9 protein-coding genes and 8 pseudogenes are annotated in these 14,884 nt (G+C 55.9%); 9 read left to right on the forward strand and 8 right to left on the reverse strand.

The window, feature by feature from the left end; genetic code table 11:
* Both J8I82_RS36045 and J8I82_RS36050 read right to left on the reverse strand, forming a co-directional pair.
* Positions 1-144, reverse strand: a pseudogene (locus tag J8I82_RS36045) (IS3 family transposase); the annotation flags it as partial.
* 76 nt (positions 145-220) lie between these two features.
* Positions 221-478: pseudogene (locus J8I82_RS36050) on the reverse strand (IS30 family transposase); the annotation flags it as partial.
* Between the two features lie 307 nt (positions 479-785).
* On the opposite strand from J8I82_RS36050, the gene J8I82_RS36055 reads away from it, so the two are divergent.
* The 3 genes from J8I82_RS36055 (at position 786) to J8I82_RS36065 (ending at position 2,509) form a co-directional block, all read left to right on the forward strand.
* Positions 786-1,754, forward strand: a complete 969-nt coding sequence (locus J8I82_RS36055; protein ID WP_209765086.1) for a phosphoribosylaminoimidazolesuccinocarboxamide synthase — start codon at positions 786-788, stop codon at positions 1,752-1,754.
* Positions 1,755-1,782: 28 nt separating this feature from the next.
* Positions 1,783-2,103 carry a hypothetical protein gene (locus J8I82_RS36060; protein ID WP_209765088.1) on the forward strand — a complete coding sequence of 107 codons (321 nt, stop codon included), beginning with the start codon at positions 1,783-1,785 and terminating at the stop codon, positions 2,101-2,103.
* A 190-nt stretch (positions 2,104-2,293) separates the two neighbouring features.
* Positions 2,294-2,509: a hypothetical protein gene (locus tag J8I82_RS36065; RefSeq protein ID WP_209765090.1), complete on the forward strand. Its 216-nt coding sequence runs from the start codon at positions 2,294-2,296 to the stop codon at positions 2,507-2,509.
* Positions 2,510-2,557: 48 nt separating this feature from the next.
* Here the strand turns inward: J8I82_RS36065 and J8I82_RS36070 are convergent.
* A pseudogene (locus J8I82_RS36070) lies at positions 2,558-3,313 on the reverse strand (IS4 family transposase); the annotation flags it as partial.
* Between the two features lie 316 nt (positions 3,314-3,629).
* Entirely contained in the window at positions 3,630-4,691 is a 1,062-nt protein-coding gene (locus tag J8I82_RS36075) for an IS110 family RNA-guided transposase (RefSeq protein ID WP_209765099.1), read from the reverse strand.
* A 762-nt stretch (positions 4,692-5,453) separates the two neighbouring features.
* Here J8I82_RS36075 and J8I82_RS36080 point away from each other — a divergent pair.
* Positions 5,454-5,644: pseudogene (locus J8I82_RS36080) on the forward strand (RtcB family protein); the annotation flags it as partial.
* A 274-nt stretch (positions 5,645-5,918) separates the two neighbouring features.
* The gene (locus J8I82_RS36085; protein WP_209765101.1) at positions 5,919-6,068 is read left to right on the forward strand and encodes a hypothetical protein; all 150 of its coding nucleotides are present in this window, start codon (positions 5,919-5,921) and stop codon (positions 6,066-6,068) included.
* A gap of 187 nt (positions 6,069-6,255) precedes the next feature.
* On the opposite strand, the pseudogene J8I82_RS36090 reads toward J8I82_RS36085, so the two are convergent.
* Both J8I82_RS36090 and J8I82_RS36095 read right to left on the reverse strand, forming a co-directional pair.
* Positions 6,256-6,429 (reverse strand): annotated as a pseudogene (locus J8I82_RS36090) (IS5/IS1182 family transposase); the annotation flags it as partial.
* Between the two features lie 95 nt (positions 6,430-6,524).
* Positions 6,525-7,985 (reverse strand): annotated as a pseudogene (locus J8I82_RS36095) (IS3 family transposase); the annotation flags it as partial.
* A 71-nt stretch (positions 7,986-8,056) separates the two neighbouring features.
* Here J8I82_RS36095 and J8I82_RS36100 point away from each other — a divergent pair.
* Positions 8,057-8,197, forward strand: a pseudogene (locus J8I82_RS36100) (transposase); the annotation flags it as partial.
* A 13-nt stretch (positions 8,198-8,210) separates the two neighbouring features.
* On the opposite strand, the gene J8I82_RS36105 reads toward J8I82_RS36100, so the two are convergent.
* Together J8I82_RS36105 and J8I82_RS36110 are read right to left on the reverse strand one after the other, a co-directional pair.
* On the reverse strand, positions 8,211-9,428 hold the full coding sequence (locus J8I82_RS36105) for an MFS transporter (protein ID WP_209765105.1): 1,218 nt from the start codon (positions 9,426-9,428) through the stop codon (positions 8,211-8,213).
* 89 nt (positions 9,429-9,517) lie between these two features.
* A pseudogene (locus J8I82_RS36110) lies at positions 9,518-9,907 on the reverse strand (RraA family protein); the annotation flags it as partial.
* Between the two features lie 1,191 nt (positions 9,908-11,098).
* On the opposite strand from J8I82_RS36110, the gene J8I82_RS36115 reads away from it, so the two are divergent.
* The 3 genes from J8I82_RS36115 to J8I82_RS36125 all read left to right on the forward strand — a co-directional run bounded on the left by J8I82_RS36115 (position 11,099) and on the right by J8I82_RS36125 (position 14,578).
* The gene (locus tag J8I82_RS36115; protein WP_284183255.1) at positions 11,099-12,037 is read left to right on the forward strand and encodes a GHMP family kinase ATP-binding protein; all 939 of its coding nucleotides are present in this window, start codon (positions 11,099-11,101) and stop codon (positions 12,035-12,037) included.
* 32 nt (positions 12,038-12,069) lie between these two features.
* Positions 12,070-13,668, forward strand: a complete 1,599-nt coding sequence (locus J8I82_RS36120; protein WP_245180555.1) for a pyridoxal-phosphate dependent enzyme — start codon at positions 12,070-12,072, stop codon at positions 13,666-13,668.
* A 130-nt stretch (positions 13,669-13,798) separates the two neighbouring features.
* Positions 13,799-14,578, forward strand: coding sequence for a GntR family transcriptional regulator (locus J8I82_RS36125; RefSeq protein ID WP_209765118.1), 780 nt, complete (start codon positions 13,799-13,801; stop codon positions 14,576-14,578).
* Positions 14,579-14,884: the final 306 nt, after the last annotated feature.

Consider the following 14,884-nt stretch of genomic DNA (forward strand, 5'->3'; position numbering starts at 1 on the left):
CACCTGGTTGGCGCGATCGATCGTCCGGTCGCGCAGTAGGTATGGCCAGATCTTGTGCGCCGCATGCTTGCGGCTCTTGTTCGGGCGACGGTACAGCGCTTCGATGCCCATGCGCTTCATCAGCGTGCCCACGTGCCGACGGCCGACCGGGATGCTGGCCCGCCTGTTGCGACGGGGGAGCATTGCTGATTCAACCGGTGGTCGCAACGTATTGATGGAATCATTCAGCCAGCGTATCGAAGTCTAGAGTCTTATGTGGACGTTCGTTGAGCCGCCTAGCGACGGCATTAAGCTTGGTCTGCGAGTAAACAGCCAGATTGGTGCCTTTTGGGAAGTATTGCCTCAAGAGGCCACTTGTGTTCTCGTTAGAGCCCCGTTGCTAGAGATTCTGAGGATCGCAGAAGTAGACCTTGCTGTCTGTGGCTACGGTCAAGCGCTTGTGATTGGCCAGCTCTTTGCCGCGGTCCCACGCCAGCGTGGTATTCATGGAGGAAGTGATACAAATGCTGGCCAAGCATGGGTGAAGCGTTTTTCCTCGTCGACTCGGGATTGTCCTCCTATTGACATGTCCGGAGGAACTTAAACAACTACAGCATCCAGGGCGCGTAGATCGGTTGGCCTAAAAATTCTCGGGCATGCAGTTTGAGCGTGCCATGGACGGCGGCAGCACGGTCACCAACGCATCCGATCACCCGCAGTCAGCGCCGGATTTTGATCTTGATCAACTGAAAGCCAAGTATGTACTATGAATTAGATGCCAAACTGAACATAGTGGAGCAATATAAATGACGCCAGATCGCCTTGCGGTATGCGTTCTTCAAGACCAATGCGAAGAACTCGACTTGAGACTGACACTGACCGGTGTGGGAGATGGCTTGATTTTTCTCTCGGGGCCTGCCGGTGAGTCAATACGAGTTCGGCTCTTCGACCCTGAATTTTCAATGTTAGAGCAAGTAATCCGAGGGCTTAGATTTGAATTTGACAATCTCCCACTCTTGTGCCGGGGAGAGAGCAAGGAGATTCGCCTGCTTACGAGGGGAGTCGCTGTCGCAAAGCTACTACCGACGGTCTACTCGTTTACCGAGAATCGCTATGGCCAGGTTGAGGGAACTGAGATCGTAAGAAGCTGCTTCTCAGCAATGATCTTCAGAGAAATGAAGCTTCATCCCGGCGCTAGACATATTGCAACGGCATTCATCGGATCAGTTCAATCACCATTTGGAAATCTACTAGTTGAAAGGGTAGTCGACCCCGGGAATATAGAAGTGCGCGTTAAGAGATATCACATCGGATCGCCTGTACACAGATACAAATATACTGAGAGGCATGGAACCAGATTGGGTGGCGAACCGCTGAAAAGATGGAATCGATTTGAGTCGCCAGTCGTATGCTTCGATTGGCGAAATCCGATTTTCAGCGATGAGAATGAACGACTGGCGGACGAGCCTCTGCCGGATGACTATGCCAGTATTTGGATCGACGACATCCATAACGCCAAGAGGCTCGCCAGACAGGCATTCGAATGGATTGAAGAGAAGTTTCAAAGTCGAGGGCTACAGTTGATCGACATCTGTTTCTTCATCGATCGAACGGGAACCGTTATTTTTGGAGAGATCAGTCCAGATTGCATGCGTGTGCGAAAGGTAGCATCCGACTCGTCGGAAGCGCTCGACAAGGATCAATGGCGCTCTGGTGGTGATCCCCCTTCGATTCTAGCTCGGTACCGCAAGCTTACCGATATTCTCTTTGATTAATGTACAACCACAAATCAAAGCAGCGCATATGCAGACGCAGATCATTATAAGAAAGAAACCCAGACTCAAAATCTCCCCCGAAGGGATTATCTGCCTGCCTCTTCGTGCCAGGCAGGCGCTAAGCATGACCGCCGCTGCCGGCTTCCGTGTAAGTGTGGCAGTGGTGAACAACAGCGTGGAATTGAAGCCCGTAAAAGGAGAAGGAGGAAGTCGTGTTTCGCCGAAAGGGCAGATGGACTTGCAGGGGGACGCGCGCACCGTCCTTCAATCAGGTGCGAAGGGGCAAATCTCGATGGTAGTGTCTGAAGAGGAACACACTGTTGTAATTCGCCCCTGGACTGACGAGTAGAGTCGCTTATGCTTGGTTGCCGTCTGCATGAAGCGGCGACCGGTTCTGGATGCTCTTCGGCAACTCTTTTGCCAAAGATCTCATAGATTAAGCTGACAGCAGCCTGACAAACCAGTCTTCCTAGATAAAACGCTACTTCTGACGGTTCGTTCGTAGCATCAGCCATCTCTGCCCAGTAGTAGACGTTGAAGTGTCTTTCTCTATCATTGATGATAATCATGGCGCTGTGCTGGGCAGCAGCAAGAAGGCGCGATCCGCCAGGACGCTCTTGGTGACAGTGATCGACTTAATGGCCTTAATCAAGGCGTCGGTTGCCAATATCGCGCAACCGGGAGTAGCCGCCACCGCCGTCGGCAAAGATACCGCACGTGTTCGCCCGGAGTTACTCGCGTACTTTGTCGACTGACAGGACTCCTTATCAGCTAGTGCGATGTCGATAGATTTGAGTGTGACGGGGCGTCTTCGGGCGAGCTTTCTTGGCAAGCACGTATGCTCCTCCAATCTCGTCGGCGTCGAAGAACAGGGACACATCGAGATCCGGGCAGGTTCTGCCCAACCGCATCAAGCGTGCAATGCGCCACGCCACCACCATATACAACGCCAGGGCCCGCTCCACACGATCCATGTGCGATAGCTGTAGCGCTTCGAGCTTGCAGCCGGTCTTCAGAACATGGAAGAACATCTCCACTTCCCAGCGGGCTCGGTACCAGTCGACGAGTTCAATGACAGCATCGGTATCCTGCGCTTCTCGGTTCGTCAACAGCCGCCAAACCACTGGCTTGACGCCTGCAGGCCCTCCGATCTCCCTGGCCTCTACACAGGTGAGCGCCGCTCCGGCCAGACCCGGCAGCTGTCATTGAACTCGTCGACTGGTACCGAGCAGCTTCACACGTCGGGCGCGTAGTTCCTGTTTGACTTCGCGCGCCTTCTGGCCTGCACGCCCTGGCAAGATAAAGGTGATTTCCCCAAGTACCGGGCTGGCGTCGACGCTATCCCACAACTTGCCGCCCTCAGCAAGGTTGCGGTTGTGTTGGCTGCGGATCAGCCAGTCGGCCGGTTGGCCAAGTTCCTGGGCGCGCGCCATCAACTCGGCAATATCACCCTCGCGGTCCGTCACATAGACCAGCCGTGTCTGGGTCAATAGCGCGCCTTGCTCCGCAACGCGTTCATACCCTTCAATCCAGCGTACGCTTTCCTTTATCCCGACGCGGATCACCAAGATCCAGACTCTCAAATTCCTCGTCCACCCATGCCCCCGACTCGTTGCCCATTGCTGCCCGAAAATCCGAGAGTAAATCCATGGTCACCCCCGTTTTTGCAACCCTGACGTTGATCGGTAGTTGGCTTGCCTAAATCTATCCGGCGTCACTGTGAGGATCGCTCCTCGCGCCACGATGAGAATCGCGCCTGACAGCCCTAAAAACGCGAGCAGCTTCAAGAGCTCGTTTACTCTCCAGGGTGTCTGCCAGGCCGGTATGCCGTTCACGTCATCACATATCAGCAGTCGCAAAACCAGATGGGTTGACTTAGGTAAAACTGGTCGCGTGTGTGGAGGCGATCAAGCCCCCGGCCATCGCGATCGACCGCGCTTCGAATCGAGTGTGACGGGTCGTGAGTGCCCAGGCGACTCGCGCCAGCTTGTTGGCAAGTGCGCCCGCTACGATATTCGGATGCCGACGCGTCAGCATTGAGCGCACCCAGTCGGCCATTGGGGCAGAGTATTTGCCTAGCTGGCGCATGAAGGCCCGAGCACATTGCACGAGCAGCCATCGAATATGCCTGTCGCCGCGCTTGCTGATACCGAGCAAGTTGGACTTGCCGCCGGTGCTGTACTGGCGCGGCACCAGTCCAATCGAAGCGGCGAAGTCACGGCTGCTTCCGTACTGTTTGCCGTCTCCCATCTCCGCTGCGAGTACGCTTGCCGTGATTGGACCGACGCCGGGAATAGTGAGCAAGCGCTGGCCAAGATCGTCCTCGCTGAGTTGGTGGTTCAAATCCTTCTCGATTTCGTCAAGTTGCTGATTCAGATACTTGATGTGCTCGTGCAGCCGCTGGAGGATCGCGATCAGACGCGGAGGCAGTGGTTGATCGGCCAGCAGGGCGGGCAGACGCCTGATGGCGGCCTGGCCCTTGGGCAGGCTAATTCCGAACTCAAGCAGAAATCCATGAATTTGGTTGGTCGAGCGCCCCCGATCGTGCACGAGAGAATCACGGACCCGGTGCAAGGCCGACAACGTTTGCTGCGACTCCGTCTTCGGCGCTACAAACCGCATGGACGGACGCGATGCCGCCTCGCAGATAGCCTCGGCGTCGACGAAGTCGTTTTTGTTGCTTTTGACGAAGGGCCGTACGAATTGAGGCGAGATGAGCTTGACCTTGTGCCCGAAGGTTGCGAGTTTGCGGGCCATGTGGTGGGCGCCAGCGCAGGCTTCCATCACCACCGTGCACGCGTGTAGCGTGGCGAAGAACTCAACCAGTTGCTTGCGGCTCACCCTCTTGTGAAACACTGCCTTTCCAGCCTTGTTTTGGCCGTGAATGTGAAATACGTGCTTACCCAGATCAATTCCGACCAGCGTGATCTCTTCCATGGCACACCTCCGCGAAGAAATGTCCTTGCAGGGTACTCCCCCTGCGAGGAGGGGGTGACCATCTCATTACGCGAGTCTGCCGATGTTTACAACCCCTTGCCTCAGAATCTACGCGGCCTCAGGCATCAGGCCTCGCCGAGAAGGTGGTTGTAGTTCTGTATAACGAGCTGTCCTTAACGGCCGTCCAAAATCATTTTGTTAGAGCTTCTAAGAGTAAACTGGAGGAGGCCTGTTCGGAGATTGCAGCACCAACCGTGCCAACCCTTTGGCTCGCACACATACTCATCAGCAAAGGCCGGGTGGGGCGAACCAATCAAGATGATGGCTACACTTACTGATACCATGATATTGAATGGATTCATGAAAATTCTCTTGGAGGACGATTTAACTAGACATAAAAAGTGTGGTCAAAATCGCGAATCTTAAGCAATATCAAGCTTTCACAATTAGCCGTTCTACCAACGACGGCGCTGGGGGTGGATACATTTCGATGAAAGCGATATCCATGCCAACAGTCCTGAATATAAAAGAGAATTAATGGGCCATTTTTCGAGAGTGCAAGCAGACAAAGCCAACAAATTCGACCGGATCCGTCGCTGTTGCGACAAATAGGCTCCACCAACAGGCGTTGAATATTCATACGTTGCTGGACCGTCCTGGATCGATTAGCCCACCAGACAAATGCGCTTCCTATAGCTAAAGGCAATCCGGAATCGAAGCGGCTCTGGCTTTCGCTGCGGCTTATGGTGCGGCCAGCGCCCTGGCTGCATGAGCAGAACGGATGCCCCGGTGATCGAGGAGATCCCGATGGCGTACAAGGACATCGATACGGTGATGTTGGCGCATCGGATCTGGTCGAAGCGGTGCATACGCTGCGGCAGGTGGTGTGCGTGAAGGGATGGCGGCCGCGCACGGCCATTGAACCGGGGGTGATGCCACGCGCTGCAACGTGACAACACCGACATATGTTGTCGAGCATTGGACAAACAGGTCGCAGTCAGTTGTCGCCTATTTTTAGCATTTCGCGGCGGGCGAGTAGATGGCACATATGTTGCTGACGCGTAGGTGTCCCCCGCAGACATGTTCATGTAACCGGGATCTGTACACGCTTCTTCTAATTCAAGTAGATCATTGACGTGAAAGATCATTGACGTGAAGAAATGGTCTATTTGTACTGGAATGCGCAGGATTTATTACTTTGACAGCGATTTGTAAGGATGGCCTATTATGTTCGAGATTAAGAAAATTTTGTTTGGTGGGGTGGTTGTCATCACTTTAGCAGGCGCTGCCGTGCCTGGGCTGGCTGCTGAGCCGAATAATTCGCCGAACTGTCCTTATCTCGACATTCATATTGGAAAATTATGGATTTGCAAATAGACGTTGGTCAGTCTCAGTGAGGCGAAGGTGTAATTGCATTCCTTGTGCAAATCTCTGATTTTGGATCGTGGCACAGCGATAGCTGGGCACAAGCGTGTCACTGTCGCATCCTACATTAAGGTCCACTTCTGCGAGCGTTGTTGCATAAATTGAGATTGAAATCAGGGGCTCTTCGGTGAGGCTGAACTCAGGCGATACGGATGGATTGCGGGCGAGCGAGCGCGACCATGCTGTTGAGCACGCCCGCACGGATGGCCGCTTCGGTGGCCTACGACCCGATTTCGCGTGCCCACAGACTGGGTCCCGTCAGCGTTTTGAGGCGGTACATCAGGGTCTCGGCCAGCGAGCGCCGGTGGTAGCCCGGTGCGCGTCAAGGTAGATGTCGCCTCATTCACGCAGCTAAACGCTGTTTGTCAGCGTCTGGCTTGATGCGGCTGGGCACGGCAATCTCGCGCTCCGGATTGAGCGTGACCAGCGACGTGGGTTACGCTCGCGAGCTTGGACATATAGCGCATGACGCTGCGCAAGAATCTTGGCGTCATGTCCGGCGTGGCGCTGTGCCGGGCTCACATAGCGGATGCCGCTGTGCCGGTGCTCGTGGTTGTACCAGTACACGAAGTGCGCCGCCCAGGCGCGCGCTGCGGCCAGTTCGGTAAAGCCCGTGGGCGGGAACTCAGGCCGGTACTTGGCCGTGCGGAAGAGGCTTTCCACGAAGGCGTTATCGTCGCTTACGCGCGGACGCGAATAGGACGGCTTGACGCCCAGCCAGTGCAACATTGCCAGTACCGTAGTGGCCTTGAGCGTGGCACCATTGTCTCCGTGAGCACCGGCTTGGCCGCCATGGCGTGAATACCCTTGGCCAGCGCCGTACGCTTGACCAGATGCACCGCGTGGTCGGCGTCGTCGCGATCGTGGACCTCGAAGCCCACGATCTTGCGACTGTACACATCCAGTATCAGGTATAGATAAAACCAGCGCCCAGCGATCTCGGCCGGCAAGTACGTCATGTCCCAGCACCACAGTTGGCGCGGCCCCGTGGCCACGTGCGTGGTGGGTGGACGGCTTTGACGCGGCGCCTTGGCGCGCCCGCGATGCCGGGTCTGTCCATGCGCGCGCAGCACGCGGCCAAAGCTCGACTCGCTGGCCAGATACACGCCTTCATCGGCGAGCATGGGCACGATGCGTGCCGGCGGCATGTCCGCAAAGCGCGGTTCGTTCGCCACGCGCAGAATCTGCTCGCGCTCAGTCTTGGTGAGCGCATGAGCGGGCGATGGCCGCAGCGCCTGAGGCCTGCCATCGCCCGCTATGAGCCCATGATTGGCCGTCCAACGCTGCAGCGTGCGCACGCTGATGCCAGCAGTCTCGCAGGCTGCCTGCAACCTTGCCCCAGCGGTGTGCGCTTCTTCGATGTCACGGGGCAATGCCTGGCGATCTTCGAGGCCGATCATGCGTCCTCGCCCTTGTTGAAGATCGCCGCCACTTTTTTTGACAGCACCAGCAACGCCGCAGTCTCGGCCAACGCCTTCTCCTTGCGCTGCAGCTCGCACTTGAGCTCCTTGATGCGGCGACGATCATGCTGCGTCTGCTGCGGGCTGGCGCCGCACCTCTTCAGGCTCAGCCAGCGCCTGCGTGGCGGCCTGGCGCCACTGCTCAAGCTGTTGGGGTGGATGCCGTATTCACGACACCTGCGCCTCGGCTGGCCTCGTCCATGGCCGACGTAGTGATCACAGCCTCCAGCCGCGCGGCTGCTGTCCATGCCCGCTCGCGAGCGGGCATGGACAGCGCATCCGCACGCCAGCGCTCCAGCGTGGCCACTGACACACCCAATTCCCTTGAAACCACTTCCACCGCAGCACTCTCCGGTGGCAACAACTGCGCTACTGCCCGGTCCTTAAACGCTTGTCCATATCGGCCCACTTCTATCCCTCATCGCCCCCTTGGTTCGGATTCTATCCTGACGACATCTATTCTGACCCCGGGGGGAGCATCTGTATGCCTCACGAAATTTGGTCGAGCGCTTCTTCGGCCGCATTAAACAATTCCGCCGCGTTGCTACGCGCTATGACAAGCTCTCCGAACGCTTCTCATCATTCGTTGCGCTTGCCGCCGCATTCATCTGGATGTGCTGATTGTCAACAGACCTTAGCCTGTTCCTCCAACTTGTCGCGTCGACGCGCGAATAGTCCAGAGCGACAGCAGCATCGCCGCGCACATTGCGCAGAGCGTCTGCCTTGCTCCGAGCCAGTTGGCTACAGACCCCATAAGCAGGTGTCCAAGAGGCATGCCGCCCAGTAAGGCAAGCCCGTACAGCCCCACGACGCCACCGCGGAGATGTATCGGGCAACGCCGCTGCAGGGTTGAGTTGATGACGGTCACCGAGTACGACACGGCCATGCCGATGAAGAAAAAACCGGCCCCACTGAGCACCGCGTTCGGCGATGCTGCGACGGCGAACAATGCTCCCGCACTCAGCCAGGGGGTCCAACCGAGCACGCGTCTGGCGGTGCGCGGATTCCGCAGCGACGCAAGCGCAAGCGCCGAGCAAAGCGCGCCTGCGCCAGCGCACGCGGAGAACACGCCGGTGTAGCGGCTGGCGGAGCCAAACTCCGTCGCCGCCAACGCGGGGATAATGGTTTGATAGGAGCTGACGAACAGGCCGAAGCATGCAAGCGTTGGCACATAGCGCCTGGCGAACTCGTCCTTCTCGGCGAATCGGAATACATCGCGGATGCTCGAATGTTCCCGCGGCGTTGCTTCGACCGGCCGTGATTTCGGCACACTCTGGATGGCGGCTAGCATGACTAGAAGACCGGCGACACTACAGGTGAATCCTGCGATCGCACCGTACCGGGCGAACAGGACCGCAGCGACCGCAGGACCGGCCATGCGCCCGACGTTGAAGACGAGGGAGTTCATAGCGACGGCGTTGACCAGCAGCGAGCGGTCGGGCAATAAGGAAGTGAGGAGCATCTGGCGCGCGGACCACTCCAAGGCCAACACGATGCCCAACAGGCCGGCCAGCAACAAGATCGGCAGTGCGCTGAGCCTTCCGGCGACCGCGCCTAGCAGGAAGACCACAGAGATTCCCAAGGAACAGCTCAGAATCCAAAAGGTCGTCGCTCGAATAGTGGACGGCTGAAGACGTGGCCCCGCCACCATGGGCACGAACAGCATCGGTCCTTGCAGCAGGAAATTGAGCACACCGATGAGGGACGCTGAGTGGGTCTGGTCCCACAACAGCAAGCTCAGCGTGATGTTCTGTGTCCAATTCCCGAGAATGGACGCCAGCTGACCGCCGAGATAGCGTCCGACGACAGGCTCAGAAAATACCGGAAAAGCACGCGTCAGGAGGGAAGTCACAAGATTGCCTTATTGAAAAAATGGGGGCGAAGGCCCGATGGCCCACCCGCTTGGACGTGCAGGCCAGGGCCTCGGCGCCCGCCGCTAGAGGCGGCGGATACAGGAAAGCCCAGCTCCACCAGCTCCTCACGGTCGCGGACAGCACCGTCGATCACGACACCGGCCAGCTGACGGACCTTGCACGCGTTCATCATGAGCACGCCCATCAGTGCGGCAGTCTGGTCGCCCTTGCCCTCGACGACCAACACGTCGCCAGGCTTGGCGAGTGCGATGGCCGCATGAACCATCAGGTTGTCACCAGGGCGCTGTTCGACAGTGAATGTCGAGCCAGCCATTTTGATGTTCGGGACGAGCGGCCCGATACGTCCGCGCAGCGCACCCCCTCCGCCGTTGACGTCGGCAAAGATGGCCGCCTGAAATTCGGACGCCTGCTTTACCTGCTCTGCGGGAACCCGTTCAAACTCACGATTGATTGACATGGTTTTGCTCCCTTTATCCGACTCTCGCGCCGGACGCACGACTTTGCCCACCGAGCCACGTCGTCCCGCACCGAGCGAATGCCTTAGGGGCGCTGCCCGCAACTTCCATTCCTTGTGCCTGCAGCTTGTGCTGATCCCGAACGGCGGGCGAACGAGCTTGTCGTAACAACGACACGGTTGTCGAATTTGATTGTCGGCCTCAGTAGCAAAAATTAACCGAGGCTCGCCTGACTACCGTATGGGCGGAATTCCAGCGAGCGGGCATGGATCTCGCATTTACCGAGCGTGCGACCACTGGCGGTTGCGAGGAGCCATCGATGTGTGATTTCACGAAGGCATGCTGCCTGTGCTCGCCGGCCCAATGGCTGCATCGGGCCGATACTGCCGTTCGCGTCGATCGCTGAAAGCGCATATTCCTGGCGGCAGTTGGGTTTCACGCAGCGGCATAGGGCAAATCGAGTTGCAGTTCGTCGGGTGCACCGGTGGGGTACGCCCCACGAGAATGGCGTACTGACGAAATGAGCGCAGTTTGATTTCAGGCATCAACGAACAACATTTTATCGAGGCAAAAAGTGCGACCCGTTCCTACACATCATCATGCCGCCAATAGCGGAGGCTATAGCATTGCGCGTATTTCGGAGTGCACGGCCAGCGCGGCCCGCCTTCCCGCTACCTGAATACGGGGTCGGACACTTGCATGGGCGGCGCGAACTTGATGCACCATTGCCGACAGTTCGCTTGAACGTATAGGTGCTTCTCGGCGCGGACCGGAGAAGCTCTCGCCCAACAAGACAGAACTGATGCAAGTCGAGTCCAACCAGCTTCGCGGCGCGCTGCGTATTGCGTTAGGGCTTTCACGCCGCGCCGGCAACGGCCGAGGTAAAGGGCAGTTAGTAGGTTTGCGCAGATGAGCGAAGTGATGGACGAGGCGAAGCTCCTAACCCAGTCGCGTGGTAGTGATAGCGGTGACACAGGCTCCGCGCCCATGTCGAGCAACAATTTTATGTACCCAGCATCTGGTCTGGATGTGCATCCACGCTCCTGCCTTCCTTCGTCGTGACGGCGGTGTATTCCAGAAAATTATGAGTTGTGCTGGTTTCAGCTTAATGAATTCTTCGAAACACTAGACGCGAGAACGATATCGATTTCTAAGATCGGCATACAGCTATGCCAGCTTTGCCTGATCGAGGTGTGAAACGCCCCTTCGTCCCTCACCAAGAACTTGAAACCCGCACTGGTAGGCTCCTTATGCATTCTAAAGAAGGATTTGGTGAAGCTATTGGGCATCACGGAGAGTTTCTCCAAGGCGTTTTTGAAAGCGAGGGCAGGCGGCTGCACCGTGGCTTGGTTTCGCTACCTTGTCCTAACCTAACGTCAAAAGCGAGGTTTTTAGCCAATGGCCAAATACGGGTTTCTGTTAGTCCACAACGTTGCGTAAAGGCGAAACGTGCTGCTGAGCTTACGCTCGAGACGTTCGCACAAACGAGAGTCGGCGGAAGTCTGGCAATTACTAGCAACATCGCCGTCGGGCGCGGCATGGGATCTTCTACTGCAGATGTTGTGGCCACCATCTTGGCCGTGCTTGACTACTTGAATGTCCGAACATCAATTGATCGTGTAATGCAAATTGCCGTGGCCGCGGAGACTGCATGTGATTCCACCCTTTTTTCTCAGCACGCCGTGCTCTTTGCGCAACGCGAGGGGCTTGTAATTGAAGCCTTCACAAAGTCACTCCCCCATGTCGACCTCATTAGCGTTGATTCAGCAGAGACAAAGGCCGTCGACACCCTTATATTAAAACCGGCTGAGTATAGCCAAGTAGAGATTGAGAAGTTTCGTTCGCTGCGGGCTCTCCTGCGCCAAGCGATCAACACCTCCGACCTCAACTTGCTCGGCCGGGTTGCTACGGCAAGCGCCCGGATCAACCAGAGATTCTTGCGAAAGCCGCACTTTGACCACCTCGAAGAAATCGGTGTCCGGCACGGCGCGATCGGTGTCCAAGTTGCCCACAGTGGAACTGTCGTTGGTTTGATGTTTAACCCTGCGGAAGACAGAACCGCAGAGCATATGGAACTGGCTACCCGTGAACTGAGGCGCTCAGGTTTTGAGCCGTTTATCGTGCACACTTAAACAGTAGCAGAAAAATGTCTACCAGAACCTTAATGCGAAATTTCGAAGATTTTGAAAATCCACGAATCATTGAGTTGAGTCAGGATTTGTATGGCGCAAGCTTTTTCCTTATGAAGCTCTTACCGGCACGATTTATGTTGGAGCGGGCTTCGGAGCAAGGGTTGCTAAGGCCCGGGGCCACAATCTGCGAGTCGTCATCCGGCACTTTCGGTCTCGCCTTAGCCATGCTTGCTGTACAGTATGGATACAAGCTAATACTCGTGAGCGACTGGGCACTCGACCGGCATCTTCATAAAAGACTTCTCGAACTCGGAGCAAAGGTCGAAATTGTAGACAGGCCCGCGGACGGCGGCGGACTTCAGCAGGCGCGGTTAAACAGGCTTGCCAAATATCTAAAGGAGATACCCGATAGCTATTGGCCCTCACAGTACTCCAACACGGATAATTCGCTTTCGTATGGGAAAATTGCGGCGCTCCTAATCGAAAGAGTGGGAAAAATTGATTGTCTGGTGGGCCCTGTTGGATCAGGCGGGTCGATGTGCGGTATGACCACGTTTATTCGAAGACTGCTTCCTGAGTTGCACGCAGTTGGTGTCGATACTCCGAACTCCGTCCTGTTTGGGCAACACAGCGGAAAGCCGATATCGCTCAGCGGCCTTGGCGGTGCGTTCGTGCCCTCCAATGTAGATCATACCCAGTTTGATGAAGTTCACTGGCTAACGCCTGTCGAGGCGTTTCATGCAACTCATCGATTGCATCGACGTCACGGATTGTTCATGGGCCCCACTAGCGGGGCAGCGTACAAAGTGGCCGACTGGTGGTCAAGCAAAAATCCTGGAAAAAAGGTAGTTGCGATTTTCCCGGATGAGGGTCACCGTTATGTCGAGACGGTCTATGACGAAAACTGGCTTTCATCCGTACCCGGATGGCCTGCATCGCTGTGCAGAGAACCAGCGGTTGTGGAAGCACCCACCCAAGAGATGAGTGTGTGGGCTACCTATGCCTGGCGCAGGCGTACGCTCGACCAAGTCCTTTCTATCCAGGCGCCCACGATTTCTCACCCTTCTCCACGAAAGGTGGCCGACAGTGCCTCACTTGAGCGAGAGTTAAACAGACAGTACAAGACCTCTACCCTTATCGAAAAAACGCGAGACGCTAGGCTGAGATTCTTATCCTGCTTTGATTGCGCGTCGGTTTCCCACCTCGAGTTGAAGCCCGAGCAGACACAGTTCGTGGATCCGTTATATACGGTATTCCTTGAGCTTCAACGTAGTTCTCATCACGAGAATGAGCACCCATGCTCGGTTGTGGTGGGAGATAAAATCGTTGGCTTTTTTGTCCTGCGTGAAAAGGCTGCGTTGCCGGAGTGGGCTCCGTCAGACGCTATCACTGTGCATAGCTTCCGTATTGGCCAACAATATCAGGGCAATGGATATGGTAAGGCGGCATCTGGATTGATGGTCGATTGGATTCTATCGACTAGACGATATGCAAATCGCCTTATGCTGGCTGTCAATCAGCGCAACTCCATAGCTAGGAGAATATATCTGAATTCTGGTTTTCATGAAACTTGCACAAATTATTGCGGACCTTCTGGACGTCAGGATATTTTTGAGTACATCTTGAGGTAGATGCGCCCAGAGGTGTGTCACATTGGCGCTTACATTCAAGCTGGTGCTTACATAGAAGGCAAGATGACTGGATTTGGCACTAGGTGAACGTGCCACAATCCTAGTTATCGTCAATAGAATCGAGATGCTGATGAAGAAAAGTGCTTCGACAAATAATGGCTTATCTCTTCACGAGGTCGTGCGCGCCGAGATCTCCAGACGTATCGCTATGGGAGTATACAAACCGGGTGATGCGATCATGTCGACCGCGCAACTAGGCGAGGAGTTTGGCGTGAGCTCCATCACTATCAGGCGAGCCTTGCGCGACCTCCAGTCAACTGGTGTACTAAAGTCGATACCCGGAAAAGGAACGTTTGTGAAAAATCGGTTTCGCTTTGTCCGAGAATTAGATGTTTGCATGTCATCACTAGACGATGCACGGCGACTGGGTTTCCGGCCGAAGATGGAGTTGATTTCAATCACAAAGGAGAAGATCAAAGATTCGACCCTAAGCATCTTCAGTCCGCCGGATAGAATTCTCCTCTGTGTTCGTAAGTTGATATATGCCAACGACGTGCCTATCATGTACGACTGCACGTTTCTTCCCACCGGCATATCGGATGCGGTCGCCGAGGAGTTCGGTGATCGATTCATTATTGATGCGCTCCGACGACATAAGGTCAACATCAAGGATATATCGCTCATCATTGATGCGGCGCCTGCCTCGCACGAAGCTCGTCAGGTATTCTCGATTCCCAACGGCTACCCAACGCTGCGCCGCCTCTACAACCTAAAATCGAAAAGTCCTACCATGTCAGTTATTGGCGTGGTTGAATCACCGTTCGATAGACTAGCTTGCTCTTTCGGCTTTGAAACCAACATGGGACTCAATCGCAGAGAGGCATTAAATGAAGAGTGTGGCAGCGCGTGAACTCGGTCGCTTGCTGCGCACGGTCTTGCGCTGGATGTCGCAGAAGGAAATGCGGCAGGAAGAGACGCCGACCACCAACAAGATCGCGCGGCCACTACGGGGTCATGTCGCATATACCCTTTCCGGTGGAACGGGCCCAAACGGCCATGACGAAGTGTTCCCTAGCGAGACACTGCGTCTCCGCGACCGGTGATCAAAAAACGGTTGCTTTATGCTCTGCAGAGCATAAAGCAGAGGATTTTTTGGTTAGCGATCGCGGCCGCAGAGGCATAACGGAGCCGATCAGGATCCGCCCGCGAGCGGTAA

Origin of the sequence: Cupriavidus consociatus (genome assembly GCF_017814975.1) — a bacterium.
In the GTDB taxonomy this organism is placed as follows: Bacteria; Pseudomonadota; Gammaproteobacteria; order Burkholderiales; family Burkholderiaceae; genus Cupriavidus; species Cupriavidus consociatus.